We start from the raw sequence: 23,072 nt of genomic DNA, 5'->3' as shown, positions 1-23,072 counted from the left end.
GACACAGGGGGAAACGCAACACAGGTCAGCGGGGCCGGCGCGTGGAGGCGTATACTGACGGGCTATGTTGAGATTCCCTAAAATTGACCCCATCGGCGCCTCGCTCAACGGCGACCTGATCCAGCACATTCATATCCGCAAGAGCGACGCCCGGCCGGCGGAGTTCTGCGAGGTCGAGCTGACCGGATACCCCGGTACCTACCGGATCGGCAAGACCTACTTCGATCACCAGGGCCACCGCTGCGTGGGCGTGACCCGGCTGAGGTAACGCCCCGCCCCCGCCTGAGGAGTTCTGACCGAGCCGACCAGTCGGGGAGACTGCATCCGGCGGACTCACCAATCCCGCTCCGTGGCCGCTCATCTGAGCGGTTGGCCTAAGCCGGAGCCCAACGCCCCTGGAGAATTCCTCTTCGGGGGCGTTGGTCATGTGTCCCTGTCCACAGCACATCGATAGGCAACGCATAGCCGCCTTCCCAGGGAGCGGGCCAGTTCGGCGGGGCTCCTGGGCCGGTCGTGACCCGGCCGCTTGACAGCGCTACGGCTGCTCGGCTACCCTCGACTCACACACAGATGTAACGTTTTCATCCCTCCCGACCCTCGGGAGGCGCCGTGCAGCGTCCACCGGCCCGCTCTGCCCACTCTCCCGAGGTGCTCCGTGCTGCCCGCGACCGCTCCCGCCGAACCCCAGGCACGCTCCGCCGGAATCCGCGAGGTCGCGCGGCAGAGCGGCGTGTCGATCGCCACGGTGTCGCGGGTGTTCAACAACGAGGCCTCGGTGAGTCCGGAGACCCGTCAGCGGGTGCTGGAGTGCGCCGCCGCGCTGGGTTACGAACCCAGCCCGCTGGGACGCAATCTGGTCACCGGGCGCAGCTACCTGATGGGCCTGATCATGCCGAACATCAGCTTTCCGCTCTACGGCCTGATGCTGAACGGCGCAGAGGACTTCCTGGCCGGCCACGGGATGCGCGTGCTGCTGGCCTCCAGCCACGACGACCTGCAGACCGAACTGGGTGCCGCCGGGCACCTGCTGCGCTACGCCGTGGACGGCGGCATCGTGATCAACTCGCTGGCGGGCGAGGCGCTTCCCAGGCAGCGGCAGGCGCCCTGGGTGCATATCGCGCCGGAACAGGCCGGCCTGCCCTGGCGGGTCGAACTGGACAACGAGGCGGGCGGGCGGCTGGCAGCCGAGGAACTGCTGCGCGGCGGGGGGCGTGAACTGTCGTTCGTGGCCGGGTATGGCCGCGAATCGGCTGACCGGGAACGCGGCTTCGCGGGGGCGCTGCGCGCGCGTGGCCTGGAGTACCGCCGCGTGGCGGGCGACTATTCGGTCGAGTCTGGCGAGGCGGCGGCCCATACCCTGCTGGCCGGCCCGCTGGACGGTGTGTTCGCGGCCGGCGACCTGATGGCCGCTGGCGTGCTGCGGGCGCTGCGCGCGGCGGGGCGCCGGGTGCCGGACGACGTGGCCGTGATCGGTTTCGACGACACCCCGCTGGCCGCGCTGCTGTATCCGCCCCTGTCGAGCATCCGGCAGCCGGCCTACGAGATGGGCGCGGCGGCGGCCGCTCTGGCCGTGCACCTGCTGTCGGGCGCCACCGGCGAACCCGTGGCCCTGCAGCCGCAGCTGATCCGACGCGATTCGACCGCTCCACCCTGACCCCTGCCCCCTGCTCCGGGGTGAGGCCGACCAGCGCCCGCCCCGTGCCCCCGACCCGGCGACCCCCCACCTTCCCCCTGCGCCCAAGGCGCGCCCCCGGCCTCGCCGCCGGGCACAAGGAGCACCGCATGAAGAGGAACCTGCTCAGCCCGCTGGCCCTGCTGACCCTCGCCCTCGCCGCCATCAGCCCCGCCGCGCAGGCGCAGGGCAGTACGTTCACCGTCGTGCGCCCGACCCAGTGGGGCTCGCACAACCTCAACCCCTTCCTGCCGGGCGACCAGCACCTGCTGCCCACCAACTCGGCCATCTACGAAACGCTGTTCTACGTCAATTCCATCGACGGCAAGGTCACGCCCGTGCTGGGCACTGCCTCCAAGTGGAGCGCCGACAACAAGACCCTGACCGTGACCACCCGCGGGGGCGTGAAGTGGAACGACGGACAGGCCTTCAGCGCCGCCGACGCGGCCTTCACCTTCAACTACCTCAAGCAGTTCCCGGCGCTGGACACCACGGGCATCTGGAAGAGCGGCCTGACGAGCGTCAAGGCCAGCGGGAACACCCTGACCTTCAGCTTCAGCGCGCCCAACACGCCGGTCTTCGCCTACCTGGCGAATACGCCCATCGTGCCGCAGCACATCTGGAAGGACGTGAAAGACCCGCTGACCTTCACCAACCAGAAGCCGGTGGCGACCGGGCCCTTCGTGTTCGACTCCTACAGCCAGCAGGCGCTGCGGGTACTCAAGAACAAGTCCTACTGGATGCCCGACAAGCCCGCCGTGGACGCGGTGGTCTGGCTGGCGACGAGTTCCAACGACGCCGCGCTGCTCAAGCTGCTCAGCGGCGAGGTGGATTTCGGCTACGTGGGCATCTCCGATCCCAAGGGTTTCGCGGCCAAGGGCAAGGACAACGTGTACTGGTGGCCCACCAACAACATCAACTTCCTGTACTTCAACACGGTCAAGGCGCCCATGAACGACCCGGCCTTCCGCCGCGCGGTCGCCGGGGCCATCAACACCCAGAACGTGGCCCAGAAGGCCTATGCGGGGGCCGTGCCCGCCGCCAGCGCCTCGGCCATCATGCCCGGCCAGCAGGCCCAGTGGCTGCCCGACAGCGCCAGGGCCCTGCTGCCCAAATACGACACGGCCGCCGCCGACGCCGCATTAACCGCTGCCGGGTACAAGAAAGACGCCCAGGGCCGCCGGCTCGGCAAGGACGGCAAGCCCCTGCCCGCCTTCAAGATCCTGGTGGGCGCGGGCTGGACGGATTTCATCACCATGGCGCAGGTCGTGGGCGACGACCTGAAGAAGGTGGGCATCGCCACGACCATCGACCAGCAGGCCTGGGGCAGCTACTCGGGCGGCCTGCAGACCGGCACCTACGACATGGGGGTCAGCTGGGGCTGGGGCAACGGCGCGACGCCGTACTACACCTTCAACGCCGCCTTCAACCCCGATTTCAGCGCGCCGGTGGGCAAGACGGCGCCCAGCAACCTCTCGCGCTACACCAACCCGGCGATCACCAAGGCGCTGGCTTCCTTCCGCTCGACCAGCGACACGGCCGCCCAGAAAAAGGCCATGAGCACCATCATCACCACCGTCCTCAAGGACATGCCCTGGGTGCCGCTGACCGACCGCACGCAGTTCGGGCTGTACCACACCAGCCGCTTCACCGGCTTTCCCAGCCCCCAGAACCCGTATAACGACGCCTCGCCCGACGACGCGCCCGGCGCCCGGCTGCTGTACCTGAACGTCAAACCCAAGTAGTCCAGGTGGTGGGAGGCGGCCCGCGCTGGACGGCACCGCGTCGTCCGGGCCGCCTCCCCCGTCGTTTCGCGCCCCCGCGCTGGAGGTGAACCGTGGCGTACCTGACGCGCAAACTCGTGATCCTGCTGCTGACCCTCTGGGTGGCGGCCACCTTGAACTTCGTGCTGCCCCGGCTGGTGCCGGGCGACCCCGTGAGCGTGATGCTCGCCAAATACCAGGGCCGGCTGGACGTGGCCGCCGTGGACGCCCTGAAGATCGCCTACGGCCTGAACGACCAGGGCAGTGCGCTGTCGCAGTACCTGGCGTACCTGGGCCAGCTGTTTTCGGGGAACTTCGGCCGCTCGATCAGCCTCTTTCCCAGCACCGTGACCGAGGTGGTGGCCCGCGCCCTGCCCTGGACGCTGGGCCTCATCGGGATCACCACCGTCCTGTCCTTCGTCATCGGCTCCGCGCTGGGCCTGTACAGCGGCTGGAAACGCGGCTCGCGGCTGGCCGACGCCCTGACCCCGGTGGCCCTGTTCCTGAACTCCATGCCGTACTTCTGGTTCGCCCTGCTGATCCTGTACGTGTTCGCCTTCCTGCTGAGGTGGTTTCCCCTGAGCGGCGCGGTCGATCCCTTTCCCGGCCCCACCTTCAGCCCGCCGTGGTGGGCCTCGGTGCTGCGGCACGCGGTCTTGCCGGGAGCGACCATCCTGGTCACGTCGGTGGGGGGCTGGCTGCTCACCATGCGGAACAACGTCATCACCATCACGGGTGAGGACTACATCGCCCTGGCGCGCGCCAAGGGCCTGAGCGAGCGGCGCATCCTGACCCACTACGTGATGAGGAATGCCCTGCTGCCCAGCCTGACCTCGTTCGGCATGGCGCTGGGCTTCGTGGTGGGCGGCGCGATCCTGACCGAGCTGGTGTTCTCCTATCCCGGCCTGGGCTACGCGCTGTACCAGTCGGTGGTCAATCTGGACTACCCGCTCATGCAGGGCCTCTTTTTCATCATCGCCTTCGCCGTGCTCGTGGCCAACTTCCTGGTGGACATCCTGGTCACGGTGCTCGATCCGCGCACCCGTTCGGGGCGGGCGTGACCGTCATCCAGACCGCTCCCTCCGTGCGTCCGGGAATGTCCAGTCTGGTCGGCCCGGCGCTCAGAACCCTCAGGAGCCAGCCACGCACCCTGATCGGTGTCGGCCTGCTGCTGGTCTTTCTGGTCATGGGGCTGTTCGCGCCGCTGCTGACCCGCTACGACCCGACCGCGCTGGCCTTCGACTCCTGGCTGCGACCCTCGGCAGCGCATCCGCTGGGCACCTCGGCGGTCGGGCAGGATCTGTTCGCGCAGCTCCTGTACGGCGCCCGCCTGACCCTGCTGGTGGGCTCGGTGGCGGGTGTGATCGCCACGGTGCTCAGCGTGGCCCTGGGGCTGGCGGCGGCGCTGCTGGGCGGCTGGGTCGATGAGATCATCAACGCCGTCATCAACGTGTTTCTGGTGCTGCCAGGGCTGCCGCTGGTGATCGTGGCGAGCGCCTTCCTGCGCGGCGGCGGCGTGTGGCCGGTCATCCTGGTGATCTCGCTCACCGGCTGGGCCTGGGGCGCGCGGGTGCTGCGGTCACAGGCCATGGCGCTCGCGCAGCGCGACTTCATCCTGGCGGCGCGGGCGTCGGGCGAGGGCACCGGGCACATCATCTTCCGCGAGCTGCTGCCCAACATGGCGGGCCTGATCGCCGCGAACTTCTTCGGCGCGGCGCTGTATGCGGTGCTCTCCGAGGCCGGGCTCTCCTTTATCGGCGTGGGCGACGTGTCGCTGGTCACCTGGGGCACCATGCTGTACTGGGCGCAGGCCAAGAGCGCGCTGCTGCAGGGCGCGTGGTGGTGGGTCGCCGCGCCGGGCCTGGGAATCGCGCTGCTGGGCACGGCCTTCGCGCTGCTCAACTTCGCGGTCGACGAGATCAGCAACCCCCGGCTGCGGGCCGGCCTGCCAGGGAGGGCGCGTGGGCTGACTCCGGCCCAGGCGACCCAGGGCGCTCCTCCAGCCCCCGGTACCGTGCTCTCGATCCGCGACTTCGAGGTCGGCTACGTCACGCCTCGCGGCACCGTGAAGGCCGTGCGGGACGTCTCGCTGGACGTGCAGCCCGGCGAGTTCGTGGGCATCGCGGGCGAGTCGGGCTGCGGCAAGAGCACGCTGGCGCTGGCGGCCGCCCGGCTGCTCGACCCGCCCGGCCGGGTGCTGGGCGGCACGGTTCAGCTCGCCGGCCACGACCTGCTGAGCCTCAGCCCGGAGGCGCTGCGGCAGGTGCGCTGGCGCGACTATTCGGTGGTCTTTCAGGCGTCCATGAACGTGCTCAACCCGGTCTTGCGGGTGCGGAACCAGATTTATGACGCCATCCAGGCTCACGGCCGCCCGGACAGGGCCGCGCTGGACTCCCGCGCACGCGAACTCTTCGCCCTGGTGGGCATCCGCGAGTCGGCGCTGGACGCCTATCCGCACGAGCTGTCGGGCGGGATGCGCCAGCGGGTGGCGATCGCCATGGCCCTGGCGCTGGAGCCCAGGCTGATGATCATGGACGAACCGACCACCGCGCTGGACGTGGTCGTGCAGCGCCAGATCCTGCAGGAGCTGAGCGAGGTCAGGCAGCGGCTGGGCATTGCCATCGTGTTCATCACCCACGACCTGTCGCTGCTGGTCGAGATGAGCGACCGCGTGGCGATCATGTACGCCGGCGAACTGGTGGAGCTGGCCCCCGCGCACGAGCTGTACGCCCAGCCGGCCCACCCCTACACCCGGCGCCTGATGACCGCCTTCCCGCCCATGACCGGCCCCCGCGAGCGCCGCAGCGGCATCGCCGGCCGCCCGCCCGCGCTCAGCGAGGAGACCGTGGGCTGCCCCTTCTTCGAGCGCTGCGACCGGCGGATGCCCGGCGTGTGCGACGTGCGGCCGCTGCAGACCTACACGGTCGGCGAGGCCCATACCGTCCGCTGCTTCCTGCACGACCCCGGGCTCGACCCGGCCCTGAAGGCGAAGGAGGTGGCCGGTGTCCCGTCTGTCCCCAACTGAGCCGGCGCTGGAACTGCGGAACCTGCGGAAGGTCTTCCGGGGCCGCACCCGCGCGGGCGACGTGGTGGCCGTGAACGACGTGAGTTTCAGCATCGCGCGGGGCGAGGTGCTGGGGCTGGTGGGCGAGTCGGGCAGCGGCAAGAGCACCATCGCCCGGCTGGTGGCGCGCTTCCACGAGCCCAGCGGCGGCGAGATCCGGCTCGCGGGCGAGGCCACCCCCAGGCGCCTGCGTGGCCGGGCGCTGCGGCAGTTCCGCCAGCGCGTGCAGATGATCTTTCAAGACCCGTATGCCAGCCTCAATCCCCTGAGCCGCGTGGGCTACATCCTGGCGCGGCCGCTGAAGATCCACGGTCTGGGCGCTGGGGACATTCCGGGGCAGGTGAGTGCCCTGCTGGAGAGGGTCGGTCTCTCGCCGCCGGGGGTCTACGCGGGCAAACGGCCCTTCGAGCTGTCGGGCGGGCAGCGCCAGCGGGTCGGCATCGCCCGGGCGCTGGCCACCCGGCCCGAGCTGATCCTGGCCGACGAGCCGACCAGCGCGCTGGACGTGAGCATCCGCCTGGACATCATGAACCTGCTGCTCGACCTGAAGGATCAGGAGGGGCTGTCCATGCTGTTCATCACGCACGACCTGGCCGGCGCGCGCTACATGAGCGACCGGGTGGCCGTGCTGTACGCCGGGCATCTCGTCGAGATCGGCCCGGCGACCGGGGTGATCGACGACCCGCAGCATCCCTACACCCGCCTGCTGCGCTCGGCCGCGCCCAAGCCGGACGCGGGGCTCGCGCCGAACCGTGTGGAGGGCCGGGGAGAGGTGCCCGACCTCTCTGCGCTGCCGCCCGGCTGCCCCTTCGAGCCGCGCTGCCCCCACGCCATGCCGGCGTGCCGGGCGGGTCTGCCGAAGATGTACGACCTCGGGGGCGGCCATCAGGCGCGCTGCCTGCTGCACGACCCGGCCGTCATGGCCGCCCAGCCCGCCGCTCCGGCCCTGGTGGCCCAGCCCCTGCGCTGACTCCGCTGATTCGCCCGGGCTGATTCACCAGTCCTGCATCCCCACGAGGTTCCATGGCCCGAGTCAAGATCGCTTACATCGGTGGAGGCAGCACCCGCGCGCCCGGCACCGTCGCCTCCTTCATCCGGCAGGCCGCCAGTTTCGAGGGCTCGGAGATCGTCCTGCACGACCTCGACCCGGAGCGCCTGACCCTCGTGCGCGACCTGTCCCGGCGCATGGCCGCCGCCCAGGACGCCGACCTGACCATCACCGCCACGCTGGATCGCCGGGCGGCGCTGACGGACTGCGACGGCGTGCTCTCCAGCTACCGTCCCGGCGGCTTCGAGGCCCGCGTGCTCGACGAACGCCTGCCGCTGAACCGGGGCCTGATCGGTCAGGAGACCCAGGGGGCCGGCGGCTTTTTCATGGCCCTGCGCGCCATCCACGTGGCCCGCGGTCTGGTGGAGGACATGGCGGCCGTGTGCCCGCGCGCCACGCTGTTCAACTACACCAATCCCGTGAACATCGTCGCCCAGGCGGTGGCCGACCACAGCGACGTGCCGGTCGTGTCGCTGTGTGAGGGGCCGATCCAGTTCCCGCGCGAGATCGCGGAGCTGGCGGGCCTCGACCCGGGGCTCGTGCAGGCCCCCATGCTGGGCCTGAACCACGCCTGCTGGAGCGATGGCGCCCTGTACGGCGGCCAGCCCATGCTGCCGCTGCTGCGGAAGCGGCTGGAGGCCGGCATCGACGACGAGTGGGCGCGGCGCTGGATCGCGCTGGCCGTGCAGATGGACTCGCTGCCGGCCTCGTACATGAAGTACTACTACTTCGAAGCCGAGATGCTGGCCGAGCTGCGCGCCAAGGGCACCACACGCGCCGAGGACATCCTGGCAGACGTGCCGAGCTACTGGGCGCACTACCGCGAGCAGCTGGACTCCCAGGCGCCCACCCTGGAGCCGGGGCTCTCGCGCGGCGGCATCTTCGAGCTGGAGGTCGCGGTGGACGTGATGGACTCCTTCTTCAACGATCTGGGCGAGGTCTGGCCGACCAACGTGGTCAACCGGGGCGCGCTGGCCGATCTGCCCGACTCCCTGGTGGTCGAGGGGCCCTGTCTGGTGAGCCTCTCCGGCGTGCGCCCGATCGCCGGCCACCGCCTGCCGCCCCCGGTGCGCGGCCTGGTCGGCGCCCTGGGCGAGTACCAGCAGCTCGCCGCGAACGCCGCCTGGGAGGGCACCCGGCAGGAGGCCGTGCAGGCGCTGCTGAGCAATCCCCTGGTGCGCTCGCTGGAGCAGGCCCAGGGACTCTACGCCGAACTCGCCCACGCCCACCGCGACTGGCTGCCGGAGCGGCTGTGGTAGCGGGGAGTGTCTCGCTGGAGGTGCTGCCGGACGCGGGCGCCCTGGCCGTTCGGGCCGCCGACTGGATCGCCCGGCGCATCCGGGCCAGGCCCGACCTGAGCGTGCTGGTCGCCACCGGCAACACGCCGATGCCCACCTACGCGCGGCTGGCGGAACTGGTGGCCGGGGGAGAGCTGGACGCCTCCCGCGTGACCGCCGTGCAACTCGACGAGTATCTCGGGCTGGAGCCAGACGACCCGCGCTCGCTGCGCGCCTGGATGAACCGGACGTTCGTGCGGCCGCTGGGGATCACGAGGGTCGTGCCCCTGGACGATCCGGCGACCTTTGGGGCCGCGCTGGCGCGGCTGGGCGGCCTCGACCTGGCCATCCTGGGGCTGGGGCCGAACGGGCACCTGGGCTTCAATGAGCCGCCCAGCCCGCCGGACGCGCCCACCCGCACCCTGGCCCTCACGCCCGAGAGCCTGCAGAGCAACCGGGCCTACTGGCAGGGTCTGGCGGTGCCCACGCACGCCATCACCGCCGGCATGGACGTGATCCTCGCGGCGCGCGAGACCCTGCTGCTGGTGGGCGGGGCACACAAGCGGGACATCCTCAGGCGCGCCCTGCACGGCCCCGAGACGCCGGACGTGCCCGCCTCCTTCCTGCGCCGCACCGCCCTGACCGTGCTGGCCGACCGGGAGGCGGCGCCGTGACGGTGCTGGAGGCCCCTCCGGCCCAGCCTGCGGGGCGCGTGCTGGACGCCGTGCTGGGCATCGACGCCGGCAACACCAAGACCATCGCCCTGATCGTGGGGCGGGGGGGCGAGGTGCTGGGCTGGGGCCGCGCCGGGCCGAGCAACATCTACGTCTCGCGCCCCCTGGCGCTGGCGGCGGTCGAGCGGGCGGTGGCGCAGGCCCGGGAGATCGCCGGCCTGTCCGCCCACCGCCTCCAGGCCGTGACCCTGAGCGCCACCGGCGCCGACTGGCCCGAGGACTTCGAGCTGCTGCGCGCCGCCCTGCGCCAGTGGGACTGGGCGCCCCGCCAGGGGGTCGTGAACGACGCCGTGGGCGCGCTGCGGGCCGGGACGCTCGACGGGCTGGGCGTGGCCGTGGTCTGCGGCACGAGTTCCGGCACGGCGGCCCGCGCCGCCGGCCAGGACGCCTGGCACAGCTCCTACTGGCAGGAGCCGGAGGGGGCCGAGGAACTGGCGCGGCTGGCCGTGCGGGCGGTCTACCGCGCCCACCTGGGCATCGACCCGCCCACGACCCTGACCGCGCGGGTGCTCGCGGATCTGGGCTGCCCGGACGTGGACGCCCTGCTGCACCGCCTGAACGCCCGCACGGTTCGCAAGCCGCGCAAACTGGGGCGGCTGGCGAAGGGACTGCTCGACGAGGCCCACGCGGGCGACCCCACCAGCCGCCGGATCGTGCAGAAACACGGCGCTGCGCTGGGCGACTACGCCCTGGTCGCCGCGCGGCGGGCGGGGCTCTCGGGCGGCTACCACCTCGTCACCTCCGGCGGCGTGATGCGCCACCCTTCGCCGCTGCTGCGTCAGGCGCTGGTGGAGCAGGTGCAGGGCGCTCATCCCGGCGTGACCTGGCAGCCCTCTCGCCTGGAGCCGGTGTACGGCGCCGCGCTGCTGAGCCTGGAACTGGCCGGCGCGTCCGTGACCGAGGAGCACTTCGGCCGGCTGGCGCAGGGCGGGCCGTCCGCTACGCTCTTCCTGAGTTGACGCCCTCTCACTTCCCCGAGGTTCTATGACCTGTGTGCCCACCCTCAGCGCCCTGTACGCGTATCCCCTCAAATCGGCCCGCGGGACGGCCCTGACCCACGCCCCGGCGCAGGCGCGCGGCCTGGCGCACGACCGCCACTGGGCCGCCGTGGATGCCACGGGCCGCCTGATCACCCAGCGCGAATGCCTGCGCCTGGCCCTGATCCAGCCCCGGATCGAGGAGGGGCGGCTGTTCCTGAGCCTCCAAGGCGGCCCGGAGCAGGCGGTGCCGGACGGACAGGGCCGCAGCCTGCGCCCCCTCAGGCTCTGGACGGAGGAGTTCACCGGGCACGACCTGGGAGACGAGGTGGCCGCGTGGCTCAGTGCCGCCCTGGGCGTCGAGTGCCGCCTCGCGGAGCTGCCGGCCGCGTTCGGCCGCTGGCAGGAAGGGAAACCCTACCGCGCGCCGCTCTCCTTCGCCGACGGCAACCCGTTCCATCTGGTGGGGGAGGGCTCCGTGGGGGCGGTCGCCGAGGCCGCCCCGGTGCCGGTGGAGGCGCCAACCTTCCGGCCCAATCTGGTGATCGCCGGCCTGGACGCCTACGCCGAGGATTTCTGGCGCCTGATCCAGATCGGGGACGTGCGCCTGCAGGTGGTGGAGAGCTGCGACCGCTGTGGCGTCGTGAACACCACGGCCCACGGCACCGTGCGTGCCGAGCCGCTACGGACATTAACCCGCCTGCGCCGCACCGGGAAGCATGTGCCCCTGGGCCAGCACCTGATCCTGGCCCCCGGTCAGGCCGAGGGCGCCACGTTGCGCGTCGGAGACCCGGTGCAGGTTCTGGAGGTGGGCGAGTCGCCCAATGGGTTCTATGGCGAGTGAGCCGATGATCAGGAAGGAGCGTCTGCCCGTGATTCCCCAGCCGGCCCGGGTCGAGTGGCTGGGCGGCGAACTTCCGTCCAGGCTGCTGGAGGAGGTCATCTGCGACGTGCCCGATGCTGACGTTCAGGCCCTCGCGGCGGTCATCCGGGAGGCCCTGGCGGATCAGGCCGGCGGGCCCGGGCGGCTCCCCGTGAGGGTGGAACGGGCATCCACCCCGGCCCCCGAGGGCTACTCCCTGCGGATCGACGGCGGCGGCGCTCGGATGCGCGGCTCCATCGAGGGGCTGCGCCATGCCTGGGCGTCCCTCGGGCAGCTGCTGGACGCCGGCGACACCCTGCCCCACGTCCTGATCAGCGACGCGCCGGCCTTTCCCCACCGGGGCGTGATGCTCGACGTGTCGCGCCACTTCATGCCCACGCCAGACGTGCTGGCCTTTATCGCCGAGCTGGCGCGGCTCAAGTTCAACGTGTTCCACTGGCACCTCACCGACGACCAGGGCTGGCGCATCGAGCTGCCCCGCTTCCCGGCGCTCACCGGGGTCGGCGCCTGGCGCCCAGGCACCCTGATCGGCCACGCCGACGCGCCCGGGCCGCCGGCTTACGAGGCTCGGCCCCACGGCGGCTTTTACACCCAGTCCGAGATCCGCGAGGTGGTGGCGTTCGCCGCTGGCCTAGGCATCACGGTGATCCCCGAGATCGACCTGCCGGGCCACTCCAGCGCCGCGCTGGCGGCCTACCCGCAGTACAGCTGCCACTGCCGGCCCGGCGACGTCTGGCAGGGCTGGGGCGTGCGCGACCACGTGTTCTGTACCCGGGACGAGTCGCTGGACTTTCTGGAACAGGTACTGGACGAGGTGCTGCCCCTGTTCCCCTCGCCGCTGATCCATCTGGGCGGCGACGAGGTGCCCACGACCCACTGGGAGGACTGCCCGGACTGTCAGGCCGTGATGGCCCGTGAGGGCCTGCAGGACGTGGAGGAACTGCACCGTTACGTCATGGCCCGGCTGGCCCGGTTCCTGCAGTCGCGCGGCCGCCGCCTGGCCGCCTGGGACGAGATCACCGACACGCCCCCGGTGCCGGCGGGCACGCTGGTGCTCTCGTGGCGCGGTACGGAGGGCGGTGTGCTGGCCGCCCGCGCCGGTTTCGAGACCGTGATGTGCCCGGCCAGCCACGTCTACCTCGACCACTATCAGGCCGACCCGGCGGGCGAGCCGCTGGCGATCGGAGGCCTGAGCACGCTGGAGACGGTGTATTCGTTCCGGCCCGTGCCGCCGGAGCTGGAGCCCCGGCACCGGGGGCGGGTGCTGGGCGGGCAGGCGAACCTCTGGCGCGAGTACATGCCCGACACCGCCCACGTGCAGTACATGGCCTTTCCCCGCCTGCACGCGCTGGCGGAGGTGCTGTGGTCGCCTCAGGAGGGGCTGGACTTCGCAGATTTCCACGCCCGCTTGGGCAGGCAGCTGCCAGCCCTGACCCGGCGGGGCGTGCGCTTCCGGCCCCTGGATCGACCGGGGTGACGGGGCGGCCCCCGCAGACGAGCAGGGCGCAACAGGTCACAATTGAACCACCCATGACCCTGACCCCGGAATTTCGCCCGAGGCGCTGGAAGGCCGGCACCGCCCTGTACGTCCTCCGGTTCTCACGGCGCGTGCCCGCATGACGCCCGGCGAACTGGTACCCGACTTCAGCGCGGTGCTGACCCTGATCCGGCAGGCCCAGGGTCAGGCGCTGCGGCAGGTCAACCGTGACCTGATCGAACTGTACTGGCGGGTGGGCGAATACCTGCACCACAAGACCGGCGCCGAGGGCTGGGGGCGCGGCACCGTGCAGCAGCTCGCAACATGGCTCAGCGCCGAGCACCCGGATCTGCGGGGCTTTTCAGCCTCCAACCTGTGGCGGATGGAGCAGTTCTACCGCACCTACCAAGGCAGTCCAAAACTCGCACCACTGGTGCGAGAACTCAGCTGGACGCATAACCTGCTGATCATGGGCCGAACGCAGGGTGGGCAGGAGCGGGAATTTTACCTCCAGGCCGCCATCCAGGGGCGCTGGAGCAAACGCGAGCTGGAACGCCAGATGGACGGCAGCCTGTACGAACGCGCCCTGACCGAGCCAGCCCGGCTCAGCCCGGCCCTGGTGGCCCAGCAGCCGGAGGCCGCCACCGTGTTCCGCGACAGCTACCTCCTGGACTTCCTGAACCTGCCCGCAGGGCACAGCGAGCACGACCTGCAGCACGGTCTGGTCAGCCACCTGAAGGACTTCCTGCTGGAACTGGGGCCGGACTTCGCCTATATGGGCGAGCAGTACCGCCTTCAGGTCGGCACGCAGGACTTCTTCATCGACCTGCTGATGTACCACCGCCGCCTGCAGGCCCTGGTCGCCTTCGAGCTGAAGGTCACGGCCTTCTCGCCCGCCATGATGGGGCAGCTCGACTTCTACCTGGAAGCGCTGGACAGAGACCACCGCCAGCCGCACGAAAATCCCAGCATCGGCGTGCTGCTGTGCCGGGGCGCCGACTCCCAGGTGGTCGAGTACGCCCTGGCCCGCAGCGCCTCGCCCGCTCTGGTGGCCCGCTACCTCACCGAGCTGCCCGACAAGGCCCTGCTGCAGGCCAAACTGGACGAGTTCTACGCGCTGGAGGAGGAGAGAGTGCAGGGAGAGACACCATAGTCCTCACAGCTCCACAGGCCGCACCGACCATCTCTTTGCTGTGGAGAGCAGACAGCAGACATTGCGGAGACTCGTCCCTGATCATCTGCTGCCGGCAAACCCGGAACTATTGCGTCCGGCGGGTCTGAACGTAGGCGAAGAAGAGAATCCACGCGACGCCCCACAGCAGCAGCGCGGCGACGAGCAACAACTGCGCCGTCGGCAGGCCGTACAGCGCGGGGAAGAACGTCAACGCGAGCGCATCCAGGAACATCGCCACAGCGGACATCACAGCGGCCGCCAGCAGGGTGCCTGCCCCTGAAACGCGTCCCAGGGTCACCCCGATCTTCAAGAAGACCCAGGCGAGCGGAATGCAGCCGGCAAACACGAGGGGCAACGTGGCACTGCCCGGGATCAGCAGCGCCGGCCCGAGCAGGCGGAACATCATGGCCGCCACGAACCACAGGAGAACGCCGAGGCCCACAAACAGGGGGAGCCGGTCGGCCGCGAGAGACGGGGAAGGAGCAGCAACGGTCGTCATAGGAGACCTCCTGCGTGCAACGCACTCTTCAGCGCGTGAAACGCCTCGTTGGTGCGCTCCTCTTCATGGGTCGAGAAGCGGTCGATCAGCAGCCCCGTCAGGGCGGCCAGGACGATGTTGGCGGTGGGTGCAGATACGCCTTCTCTCAGATGCGCGGCGACCACCTCCAGCCACGCCCGGATGGCGCCGCGCGCGAACTGCCGGTAGTGCTCCTCGCCGTCGATGGCGCGGAGTTCGACCTCGAAGAGCGAGCGCAGGAAGGGAATCAGTTCAGGGGAGGTCAGCCGCGCCCACAGCACGTCGAGGCGCTCGGCGGGGTCGGCCAGCGGGTCGACCTGCGAGAGCGCGGCCTGCTGCTGCTGGGCGATGACTCCCAGTACCTCGACGACCAGTTGCTCCTTGGAACCGAAGTGGTACAGCAGCAGCCGGGCACTGACGCCCAGGTGAGCCGCGAGCGGCCGGAGACTGAGATCGGTGAGGCCCTGGCGCAGCACGTAGTCGGCCGCGCGGCGCAGCAACTCCGCTTTGGCCTGTGGATTCGGTGGTCGTCCCATATCCTCCTCGGTCGTTACGTGAAACGACTGTAGAGGAAATAGAGCCGCAGATCAAGCGGCGAATGGTCACTTCGACGACGACGGGAATCAGACCATCGTATGAAGCGGGGAGCACTCGCAGGAAACGTCGTCAGGACAGTGGTACGTCCCATTCACACATGACGTTTTTCTTCCGGCTACCCTTTCGGCCCCTGTCGCAGATCCTCCCAGGGGCCGCCATCCTCGAAGCGCCCTGGCTCCAGCGTGCGGGTGCGCGGGTCTTCGGCCTGGTCGAGTTGCAGCACCATCCACTTCGGATAGGGCGTGCCGGGATGGCTGGCCCGGTCGAGTTCACGGCGATCCTCGTCGCTCAGCACGATGTCCAATGAGCGGATGTTCTCGCCCAGTCTCTCAGTGGAGCGCGCCGCGATGATCACGCTGCTCACCCCCGGCTGCGAGACCGTCCAGGCCAGCGCGACCTGGGCCGGGGTGACGCTGTGGCGGGCCGCGACCGCGCGCAGGGCCTCCAGCACCGGGCGCCCCTTCTCCCAGCTGAAGGGCACGAACTGGCCGGCCTCGCCGAAGCGCGTGCCGGCAGGCGCCTGCTCCGGGCGGTCGTACTTGGCCGAGAGGTAGCCGCCGGCCAACGGGCTCCAGACCAGCACGCCCAGGCCCGAATAGGCCGCCAGATCCATCCACTCGTGCTCCAGCTCGCGGCCGACCAGCGAGTAGTACAGCTGCGCGGTGACAAACGGCTCCCAGCCCCGGCGCTCCTGAATCCCCAGCGCGGTGGCCGCCTGCCACGCCAGGTAGTTGCTCAGCCCGATATGCCGCACCAGACCGCGCCGCACCAGATCATTGAGCGTGCTCAGGGTCTCTTCCAGCGGCGTGTGGCTGTCCCAGCCGTGCACCTGATAGAGGTCGAGATAGTCGGTCTGCAGGCGCCTGAGGCTCGATTCCACCCCGCGCAGGATGTTCACACGGGTGGCCCCCGAACGGTTGACGTTGGTGTCCGACATCGGCAGGCGGAATTTGCTGGCCAGCACGACCTCCTCGCGGAGGCCGCGCAGCGCCACGCCCAGCTGCGACTCGGATTCGCCGCGCGAATAGACGTCGGCGGTGTCGATGAAATTGATGCCCTGATCGAGTGCGAACTTCACCATGTCGGTGGTCGCCGCCTGGTCGAGCGAGCCCATGTTCATGGCCTGCCCGAACTGCATGGTGCCCAGCGCGAAGGCGCTGACGATCAGGCCCGAGCGGCCCAGCGTGCGGTACTGCATGAGGCTCCCTTGTGCGGTGGTGGAGGGGTTCGGGACGGTGACCCAGTCCGGGCGGCTCAGCCCAGCCTGCTGCCGGCTTCGCTGAAATCGGCCTGTAACGCGGCTTCGAGCGCGGCCACCAAGAGCACCGTGCCGGGATCGGGCTTGCCCTCGGTGCGCTCGCCCACCCAGTTGGCCCGGCCGACCTGACTGCGGAGCGCTATGGCGGCGTCCCGGCCGGCGCGGGCGGCGTCCAGCATGGTCTGGGCAGCGTGTTCCAGCGGCTCACCGGCCTTCAGCGCCTCACTCAACGCCACGGCCGCCGGATGCAGGGCGTCAACGATGGTCTTGTCGCCCGGCTTCGTCTTGCCCCGCTCCTGCAGGCCCTGGTCGGCGGCGTTCAGCATGGCGGCGAGATCCTCCGGGCCTAGGGTGGCCCGGCCCATCACCTCCTTGCCGGCGCGCATGAAGGCGGTGGCCATCAGGGCGCCCATAGTGCTGGGCGCGGCGCGGTTGTAGGCCATGCCGGCGCCGGCCAGCCACCTGCCCAGGTCGTCCGTCGGGGGCGTGGCGTCCAGGTAGGCGAGGATGGCCTGGGCACCGCGCTCGGCGGTCAGCCCGCTGTCGCCGTCGCCGATGTCGGCGTCGAGGCGGTTGAGATGGTCGCGCAGCAAGATCAGCTGCGCGGCCGCGCGGCGCAGGGCGTCCGAGATCTCCTGGCCAGTGATGACCTCGGCCCCGCCTTCGCTCACCGTCCGACCTGTGTGAAGAAGGGCGTGTGGGCCGGATGATCCAGCAATCCCTGCAGCTCGTCGTCGAGCTTCATCACCGTCAGGCTGGCGCCGGCCATCTCCAGGCTGGTGGCGTATTCGCCCACAAAGGCCTGATGCACGGCCACGCCGCGTTCCTCCAGCGTGCGGTGGACGCGGCGGAAGAGGATGTACAGCTCCTCCGGGGGCGTGGCCCCCAGGCCGTTCACCATGACCGCTAGGCGGTCGCCCCCGTGCACGTCCAGCTCAGCCAGCACGGCGTCCAGCAGTTCCACCGCGATCTGGTCGGCGCTCTCCAGCGGGCCGCGCCGCACACCCTTCTCGCCGTGGATGCCCATGCCGATCTCCATCTCGTCGTCGCCGATGGAGAACGTCGGCTGTCTGACCGCCGGCAGCGTGCAGGACGACAGCGCCACGCCCATGCTGCGGGTGTGCGCCAGCGCCTTGGTCGCGGCCGCTTCCACCTCGTCCAGGCTGCCGCCCTGATCGGCCTTCGCCCCGGCGACCTTGAAGGCGAAGATCATGCCCGCCACGCCCCGCCGGGTGTCCTGCCGCTCGGGGCTGGCGCTGGCCACGTCGTCCCTGACCAGCACGGTTCGCACCTCGATGCCCTCCATGTCGGCCATCTCGGTCGCCATGTCGAAGTTCATGACGTCGCCGCCATAGTTGCCGTAGATGTACAGGACGCCCTTCCCGCCATGGATCCGGCGCGTGACCTCCAGCATCTGGTCGGCGCTGGGGCTCTGGAACACGTCGCCCACCGCGCAGCCGCTGAGCATCCCCGGCCCCACGTAGCCCAGGAACACCGGGAGATGCCCGGAGCCGCCGCCAGTCGCCAATGCGACTTTGCCCATGACAGGCGAGTCCGCGCGTACCAGACAGTGCGGATCGTCCCCGGTAAACGTCAGCTGCTCCGGGTGCGCCCGGTACAGGCCGTCGAGCATCTCGGCCACGAAGTGGTTGGGGTCGTTCAGAATCTTCTTCACGCTGAACCTCCACGGAGGGCGGAGCCGGGAATCAGGCCGGCAGCGACAGGCGGGCGAACGCTGATACGGGTTAGGGGTTTCATCCTATGGCCCGGCCCGGCTGCAGGCAAGGCGAGACGGGACGCCAGCCCAAGAGCGACCCCGGCTACAAACTCGGCCTGACGGCAGCCCCAGAATTACGGTGTAAAGCACAATCTGCGCCCGCACTGTTCTCACAGCGTGTCCTCCGGGGGTTCCTTGCGTCGACTGGCCTCAGACCGTCACACGATGTTCCTGCTCATCGCCAACGTGGCGGTCGCGCTGCTCGCCACCGCGCTGAGTGGGGGCAGTTTCATGTCGTTCGACAACTGGCAGTCGATGGCCACGCAGCTGCCGGAACTGGGCCTGCTGGGGCTGTGCATCCTGATCACCATGATCTCCGGGGGCGGCGGCATCGACCTATCGGTGGTCGCCACGGCGAACCTCTCGGCCATCACCGCCGGCCTTATCAGCCGCCGCCTCTACCCCGACCCGGACGCGGCCAACATGTCCTTCACCCTGACCTTCCTGGCCCTGGCGCTGCTGGTCGGCCTGACCTGCGGGCTCGTGAACGGCCTGCTGGTCTCCCGCTTCCGCTTCGCCCCGATCCTGGCCACCCTGGGTACCTCGCTGGCCTTCCAGGGCGTCGGCTACGCGCTGACCGGCGGCTCGGCGGTGATCGGCTTTTCCACGGGCATCCAGAACCTCGGGCTGGGCACGCTGGGGCCGGTGCCCGTGCCGCTGCTGATCTATCTCGCGGTGGCCGGGGGGCTCGCCTGGGTGCTGGGCAACACGAGTTACGGCCTGCGCCTGTACCTGCTGGGCACCAATGCCCGCGCCGCACACTTCGCCGGCATCGACACCGGGCGGGTGTTGCTGGTCACCTACGCCGTATCGGGGGTGCTGGCCGCCGTCTCGGGCATCATCTTCGGCGCGCGGGCCAACTCCATCAAGGTCGACTACGGCAGCTCGTACCTCTTGATCGCCATCCTGATCGCGGTCATGGGCGGGGTCAATCCGGCGGGCGGGGCGGGGAAGGTCGTGGGGCTGGTGCTGGCGACCACGGCGCTGCAGTTCCTGTCCAGCTCGCTCAATCTGCTGGGCCTGTCGAACTTCCTGAAGGACTTCACCTGGGGCCTGCTGCTCCTGCTCTCCATCGCCCTCACCTCTGGCCGGCTCAGGTTGCGCCCGGCTCCGCCGCCACCCCGTCACCCACCACCCAGTCACCCGCCCCCCGCCGCTCAGATGGGCGGCACCCCAGGAGGAAGCCCATGAAAAGAACGTGGATGTTCGGCACGCTCGGTCTGTTGCTGGTCGGTGCAGCGGTGACCGGCGCCCAGGCGCAGAACAAGAAGTACACCATCGTCACGGTGGTCAAGATCACCGGGATCAACTGGTTCAACCGCATGGAGACCGGGGTCAAGAAGTACGCCAAGGACACCGGCAACGCGGCGACCCAGACCGGCCCCTCGACCGCCGACGCCGCTCAGCAGGCGGCCATCATCGAGGACCTGATCGCCAAGAAGCCCGACGCCATCGCGGTGGTGCCCTTCAGCCCCGAGACGCTGGAGCCGGTGCTGAAAAAGGCCATGGCGCGCGGTATCAAGGTCATCACGCACGAGGCCGACAACCAGACCAACACGCTCTACGACATCGAGGCCTTCGACAACGTGGCCTTCGGGGCGAACCTGAACGCCCGGCTCGCCAAGTGCATGGGCGGCAGCGGCAAGTGGGCCGTGTTCGTGGGCAGCCTGACCAGCAAGACGCACAACCAGTGGGCCGACGGCGGCATCGCCAATGCCAAGAAGAATGCCGGTATGACGCTGGTGGAAAGCAAGCAGGAGACCGCCGACGACGCCGATCAGGCCTACCAGAAGGCCAAGGAGCTGATCCGCAAGTACCCCGACCTCAAGGGCTTCCAGGGCAGCGCCTCGACCGACGTGGCGGGCATCGGGCGGGCCATCGAGGAGGCCGGGCTGGAGGGCAAGACCTGCGTGTACGGCACCAGCCTGCCCTCCATTGCCGGCAAGTACCTCGACTCCGGCGCCGTGGACGGCATCGGCTTCTGGGATCCGGCCGACGCCGGCTACATCATGAACAAGGTCGCCCAGCTGGTGCTGGAGGGCAAGAAGATCACCACCGGCATGGATCTTGGGGTCAAGGGCTACAACAAGGTCACGGTCAGCAAGGGCAGGGGCAACGCCCAGATCATCCGGGGCAACGCCTTTGTGGACGTGGACAAGGGCAACTACAAGAACTACCCCTTCTAGGCGCAGGGCCACGTCCTCCCCTGCGCCGCGTGGGGGAGGATTGACGTCCACCCCCTGCCGTGTCTGCCGAGGTTCATCCATGACCGAGCCAGCTCCCAGCCCCTCTCCCGGCCCGCTGCTGCGCGTGCAGGACATCACCAAGACCTTCGGGGGCGTGCGCGCCCTGCGCGGCGTGAGCTTCGACCTGCTGGCCGGGCAGACCTACCACCTGCTGGGCGAGAACGGCTCGGGCAAGAGCACCCTGATCAAGATCATTTCGGGCGCCCAGCCGCCGGATTCGGGCACCATCGAGGTGCGCGGCCGCCGCTACCAGGCGCTCGACCCCCTGCGCGCGCTGGAAGCGGGCATCGAGACGGTCTACCAGGATCTGTCGCTGTTCCCGAACCTGAGCGTGGCCGAGAACGTGGCGCTCACGGCGCAGCTCGTCGCCCAGCAGGGCCGGCTGGCGCGCCCGCTGTCGTGGCGGGCGCTGCGCGAGGTCGCCGGGGTGGCGCTCGCCCGGGTGCGGCTGCCCACCACCCGCGCCTTTCTCGATACCCCGGTGGAGACCCTGCCTATCGCCGTGCGGCAGCTGATCGCCATCGCGCGGGGGATTGTCAGCCAGGCCAGCCTGGTGATCATGGACGAACCCACCGCCGCGCTCACCCAGCGCGAGGTCGAGAATCTGCTGGGCATCATCGGCACGCTGCAGCAGGAGGGGGTCAGCGTGCTGTTTGTGAGCCACAAGCTCGACGAGGTGTTCCGCATCGGCGGGCAGGTGATCGTGCTACGTGACGGGCAGAAGGTCGCCCAGGGGCCGCTGAGCGAATTCACGCCCCAGTCCGTGGCCTTTCAGATGACCGGCAAGACCCTGGACGATACCCGCTACCGCACGGCCGCGCCCGGTCAGGAGGCGCTGCTGGAGGTGCGCGGGCTGGGCCGCCGGGGCGCCTTCGAGGACGTGTCCTTCACGCTGCACCGGGGCGAGGTGCTGGGCATCACGGGCCTGCTCGATTCCGGGCGCAACGAGCTGGCGCACGCGCTCTCCGGCGTGCATCCGGCCGACCAGGGCGAGATCGTGCTGGACGGGCAGCCCGCCCGCCTGCGAACCCCCCGTGACGGTATCCGCCTGGGCCTGGGCTACGTGCCCGAAGACCGGCTGGCCGAGGGGCTCTTTCTCGACAAACCCATCCGCGAGAACATCATGGTCTCGGTCTTGCGGCGCCTGACGCGCGGGCCCCGCCTGGACTACCCGCAGGCGACGGCCGACACGACGAAGCTGGCTAAGGATCTCCAGGTCGCTACCCCGGACGTCATGCTGCCGGTGGCCTCGCTGTCGGGCGGCAACCAGCAGAAGGTGATGGTCGCCCGCTGGCTGGCCATCGGCCCGAAGGTGCTGATTCTGCACGGCCCCACCGCCGGGGTCGATGTGGGCAGCAAGGACGCCCTGTACCGCATCGTGCAGCGGCTCGCGGCCGACGGTCTGGGCGTGCTGCTCATCAGCGACGACCTGCCCGAACTGCTCATGAACGCCGATCGGATCGGGGTCATGCGGCGTGGGAGGCTGAGCCGCATCTCTCCGGTGGAGTCGCTGACGGAAGCTGGACTGAGTGCCGAGCTGCTGGACGTCGGCCCATCCACTCCACGGCCAGTTGGGGGCCACGCATGAGTCTGACGCAGGTGGAAGCGCCCGCCCGCCCCCTGCCCCCCTGGCGCTCCTGGCTGGGGCGGCCCGAGGTCGTCACGCTGGGCCTGATCCTGCTGTTCTGCGCCCTGCTCACCGCCCTCTCGCCCCAGTTCCTGACGGTCAAGACGCTCTTCGACACCCTGCGCGCCTGCGTAACGCTGGGCATCTTCGCGCTGGGCGTGCTGCTGGTGCTCGCGGCGGGCGGCATCGACGTGAGCTTCACGGCGGTCGCGGTCTTCGCCCTCTACAGCGCCACAAAACTGACCCTGGGCGTCTGGCCCGAGGCGCCCTACCCGGTGCTGATGGCCCTGTGTCTGGGTACCGGGCTGCTGCTGGGGCTCGCCAACGGCTTCATGGTCGACCGCTTCCGGGTGCCGAGCCTGATCGTGACCATCGGCACCCAGTACCTCTACCGGGGCTTCCTGCTGGCCTTTATCGGCACGGCGCATATCATGAACATTCCGGCGGCCATGGACTCGTTTGCGCGGGTCAACCTCACGCGCTTCCAGACCGCCGACGGCACCAACGTCTCGCTGCCGGCCACCTTCCTCTTTCTGGTCGCCGCCGCGCTGCTCACGCACTTCATCCTGACCCGCACGCTGCTGGGGCGCGCGACCTACGCCGTGGGCGGCTCCATCCCCATCGCCGAGCGGCTGGGCATTCCGGTGCGCCGCGTGATGCTGTTCGTCTTCGGCTACGCCGGGCTGCTCGCGGGCCTGGGCGGGCTGATCCACGGCACCCAGAACCGTCTCGCCAACCCCTTCGATCTGGTCGGGCAGGAGCTGGACGTGATCGCGGCGGTCGTGCTGGGCGGCGCGCGGGTCACGGGCGGGCGCGGCTCGGTCGTGGGCACCCTGCTGGGCGTGGTGCTGATCGTGCTGATCAAGAACAACCTCGTGCTGATGGGCGTGCCCAGCACCTACCAGAAGCTGGTCATCGGCGCCATCATCCTCGTCGCCAGCGGCGTGTTCGCGCGGCGCGAAGCGCGCTGAAAGGGGAGAC

21 protein-coding genes are annotated in these 23,072 nt (G+C 70.0%); 16 read left to right on the top strand and 5 right to left on the bottom strand.

Going from position 1 to position 23,072, the window contains the following annotated elements; genetic code table 11:
* Positions 1–64 precede the first annotated feature (64 nt).
* From CVO96_RS18905 to CVO96_RS18850, 12 genes are all read left to right on the top strand, one after another.
* Complete coding sequence (locus CVO96_RS18905; RefSeq protein ID WP_103314016.1) at positions 65–268, top strand: hypothetical protein; 204 nt, start codon at positions 65–67, stop codon at positions 266–268.
* Positions 269–655: 387 nt separating this feature from the next.
* Positions 656–1,654 carry a LacI family DNA-binding transcriptional regulator gene (locus tag CVO96_RS18900; RefSeq protein WP_165795442.1) on the top strand — a complete coding sequence of 333 codons (999 nt, stop codon included), beginning with the start codon at positions 656–658 and terminating at the stop codon, positions 1,652–1,654.
* 128 nt (positions 1,655–1,782) lie between these two features.
* The gene (locus CVO96_RS18895) at positions 1,783–3,417 is read left to right on the top strand and encodes an ABC transporter substrate-binding protein (protein WP_103314014.1); all 1,635 of its coding nucleotides are present in this window, start codon (positions 1,783–1,785) and stop codon (positions 3,415–3,417) included.
* A gap of 92 nt (positions 3,418–3,509) precedes the next feature.
* Positions 3,510–4,496 (top strand): ABC transporter permease, encoded by a 987-nt coding sequence (locus tag CVO96_RS18890; protein WP_103314013.1) that lies wholly within the window; start codon positions 3,510–3,512, stop codon positions 4,494–4,496.
* Positions 4,493–6,460, top strand: coding sequence for a dipeptide/oligopeptide/nickel ABC transporter permease/ATP-binding protein (locus tag CVO96_RS18885; protein ID WP_243398513.1), 1,968 nt, complete (start codon positions 4,493–4,495; stop codon positions 6,458–6,460). Before CVO96_RS18890 ends, CVO96_RS18885 begins: the two co-directional genes overlap by 4 nt.
* Positions 6,438–7,469: an ABC transporter ATP-binding protein gene (locus CVO96_RS18880; protein ID WP_103314011.1), complete on the top strand. Its 1,032-nt coding sequence runs from the start codon at positions 6,438–6,440 to the stop codon at positions 7,467–7,469. Before CVO96_RS18885 ends, CVO96_RS18880 begins: the two co-directional genes overlap by 23 nt.
* Before the next feature lie 53 nt (positions 7,470–7,522).
* Positions 7,523–8,806 (top strand): family 4 glycosyl hydrolase, encoded by a 1,284-nt coding sequence (locus tag CVO96_RS18875; RefSeq protein WP_103314010.1) that lies wholly within the window; start codon positions 7,523–7,525, stop codon positions 8,804–8,806.
* A complete protein-coding gene (locus tag CVO96_RS18870) occupies positions 8,800–9,498 on the top strand; it encodes a glucosamine-6-phosphate deaminase (protein WP_103314009.1) in 699 nt (232 codons plus the stop codon). Before CVO96_RS18875 ends, CVO96_RS18870 begins: the two co-directional genes overlap by 7 nt.
* The gene (locus tag CVO96_RS18865) at positions 9,495–10,517 is read left to right on the top strand and encodes an N-acetylglucosamine kinase (protein ID WP_103314008.1); all 1,023 of its coding nucleotides are present in this window, start codon (positions 9,495–9,497) and stop codon (positions 10,515–10,517) included. Before CVO96_RS18870 ends, CVO96_RS18865 begins: the two co-directional genes overlap by 4 nt.
* A 25-nt stretch (positions 10,518–10,542) precedes the next feature.
* On the top strand, positions 10,543–11,379 hold the full coding sequence (locus CVO96_RS18860; RefSeq protein ID WP_103314007.1) for an MOSC domain-containing protein: 837 nt from the start codon (positions 10,543–10,545) through the stop codon (positions 11,377–11,379).
* A 28-nt stretch (positions 11,380–11,407) separates the two neighbouring features.
* Positions 11,408–12,895, top strand: a complete 1,488-nt coding sequence (locus CVO96_RS18855; protein WP_165795441.1) for a beta-N-acetylhexosaminidase — start codon at positions 11,408–11,410, stop codon at positions 12,893–12,895.
* A 139-nt stretch (positions 12,896–13,034) separates the two neighbouring features.
* Positions 13,035–14,048: a PDDEXK nuclease domain-containing protein gene (locus CVO96_RS18850; RefSeq protein WP_103314005.1), complete on the top strand. Its 1,014-nt coding sequence runs from the start codon at positions 13,035–13,037 to the stop codon at positions 14,046–14,048.
* A gap of 106 nt (positions 14,049–14,154) precedes the next feature.
* Here CVO96_RS18850 and CVO96_RS18845 read toward each other — a convergent pair whose 3' ends face one another.
* From CVO96_RS18845 to dhaK, 5 genes are all read right to left on the bottom strand, one after another.
* A complete protein-coding gene (locus tag CVO96_RS18845; RefSeq protein WP_103314004.1) occupies positions 14,155–14,568 on the bottom strand; it encodes a DUF5367 family protein in 414 nt (137 codons plus the stop codon).
* Positions 14,565–15,122 carry a TetR/AcrR family transcriptional regulator gene (locus CVO96_RS18840; RefSeq protein ID WP_103314003.1) on the bottom strand — a complete coding sequence of 186 codons (558 nt, stop codon included), beginning with the start codon at positions 15,120–15,122 and terminating at the stop codon, positions 14,565–14,567. The genes CVO96_RS18845 and CVO96_RS18840 overlap by 4 nt, the downstream gene beginning before the upstream one ends.
* A 176-nt stretch (positions 15,123–15,298) precedes the next feature.
* Positions 15,299–16,381, bottom strand: a complete 1,083-nt coding sequence (locus CVO96_RS18835) for an aldo/keto reductase (protein ID WP_103314002.1) — start codon at positions 16,379–16,381, stop codon at positions 15,299–15,301.
* Positions 16,382–16,437: 56 nt separating this feature from the next.
* Positions 16,438–17,112 (bottom strand): DAK2 domain-containing protein, encoded by a 675-nt coding sequence (locus CVO96_RS18830; protein WP_165795440.1) that lies wholly within the window; start codon positions 17,110–17,112, stop codon positions 16,438–16,440.
* Positions 17,109–18,116, bottom strand: coding sequence for a dihydroxyacetone kinase subunit DhaK (gene dhaK / locus CVO96_RS18825; RefSeq protein WP_103314000.1), 1,008 nt, complete (start codon positions 18,114–18,116; stop codon positions 17,109–17,111). The genes CVO96_RS18830 and dhaK overlap by 4 nt, the downstream gene beginning before the upstream one ends.
* Positions 18,117–18,383: 267 nt before the next feature.
* On the opposite strand from dhaK, the gene CVO96_RS18820 reads away from it, so the two are divergent.
* From CVO96_RS18820 to CVO96_RS18805, 4 genes are all read left to right on the top strand, one after another.
* Entirely contained in the window at positions 18,384–19,409 is a 1,026-nt protein-coding gene (locus tag CVO96_RS18820; protein ID WP_103313999.1) for an ABC transporter permease, read from the top strand.
* Positions 19,406–20,404 carry an autoinducer 2 ABC transporter substrate-binding protein gene (locus CVO96_RS18815; RefSeq protein ID WP_103313998.1) on the top strand — a complete coding sequence of 333 codons (999 nt, stop codon included), beginning with the start codon at positions 19,406–19,408 and terminating at the stop codon, positions 20,402–20,404. Before CVO96_RS18820 ends, CVO96_RS18815 begins: the two co-directional genes overlap by 4 nt.
* A gap of 79 nt (positions 20,405–20,483) precedes the next feature.
* Positions 20,484–22,052 (top strand): sugar ABC transporter ATP-binding protein, encoded by a 1,569-nt coding sequence (locus CVO96_RS18810; protein WP_103313997.1) that lies wholly within the window; start codon positions 20,484–20,486, stop codon positions 22,050–22,052.
* The gene (locus CVO96_RS18805; protein WP_103313996.1) at positions 22,049–23,062 is read left to right on the top strand and encodes an ABC transporter permease; all 1,014 of its coding nucleotides are present in this window, start codon (positions 22,049–22,051) and stop codon (positions 23,060–23,062) included. Before CVO96_RS18810 ends, CVO96_RS18805 begins: the two co-directional genes overlap by 4 nt.
* Positions 23,063–23,072 lie beyond the last annotated feature (10 nt).

The sequence above is a fragment of the Deinococcus koreensis genome, from assembly GCF_002901445.1.
Taxonomy (GTDB): domain Bacteria; phylum Deinococcota; class Deinococci; order Deinococcales; family Deinococcaceae; genus Deinococcus; species Deinococcus koreensis.
The sequence above is the reverse complement of the archived record's forward strand: the minus strand, read 5'-3'. Positions and strand labels throughout refer to the sequence as shown.

What these genes read in the sequence shown, in the direction of transcription:
- CVO96_RS18905 (WP_103314016.1), top strand. Translation starts at nt 65, where the DNA reads ATGTTGAGATTCCCTAAAATTGACCCCATCGGCGCCTCGCTCAACGGC.
- CVO96_RS18895 (WP_103314014.1), top strand. Translation starts at nt 1,783, where the DNA reads ATGAAGAGGAACCTGCTCAGCCCGCTGGCCCTGCTGACCCTCGCCCTC.
- CVO96_RS18875 (WP_103314010.1), top strand. Translation starts at nt 7,523, where the DNA reads ATGGCCCGAGTCAAGATCGCTTACATCGGTGGAGGCAGCACCCGCGCG.
- CVO96_RS18860 (WP_103314007.1), top strand. Translation starts at nt 10,543, where the DNA reads ATGACCTGTGTGCCCACCCTCAGCGCCCTGTACGCGTATCCCCTCAAA.
- CVO96_RS18850 (WP_103314005.1), top strand. Translation starts at nt 13,035, where the DNA reads ATGACGCCCGGCGAACTGGTACCCGACTTCAGCGCGGTGCTGACCCTG.
- CVO96_RS18845 (WP_103314004.1), bottom strand. Translation starts at nt 14,568, where the DNA reads ATGACGACCGTTGCTGCTCCTTCCCCGTCTCTCGCGGCCGACCGGCTC.
- CVO96_RS18840 (WP_103314003.1), bottom strand. Translation starts at nt 15,122, where the DNA reads ATGGGACGACCACCGAATCCACAGGCCAAAGCGGAGTTGCTGCGCCGC.
- CVO96_RS18835 (WP_103314002.1), bottom strand. Translation starts at nt 16,381, where the DNA reads ATGCAGTACCGCACGCTGGGCCGCTCGGGCCTGATCGTCAGCGCCTTC.
- CVO96_RS18820 (WP_103313999.1), top strand. Translation starts at nt 18,384, where the DNA reads ATGTTCCTGCTCATCGCCAACGTGGCGGTCGCGCTGCTCGCCACCGCG.
- CVO96_RS18815 (WP_103313998.1), top strand. Translation starts at nt 19,406, where the DNA reads ATGAAAAGAACGTGGATGTTCGGCACGCTCGGTCTGTTGCTGGTCGGT.
- CVO96_RS18810 (WP_103313997.1), top strand. Translation starts at nt 20,484, where the DNA reads ATGACCGAGCCAGCTCCCAGCCCCTCTCCCGGCCCGCTGCTGCGCGTG.
- CVO96_RS18805 (WP_103313996.1), top strand. Translation starts at nt 22,049, where the DNA reads ATGAGTCTGACGCAGGTGGAAGCGCCCGCCCGCCCCCTGCCCCCCTGG.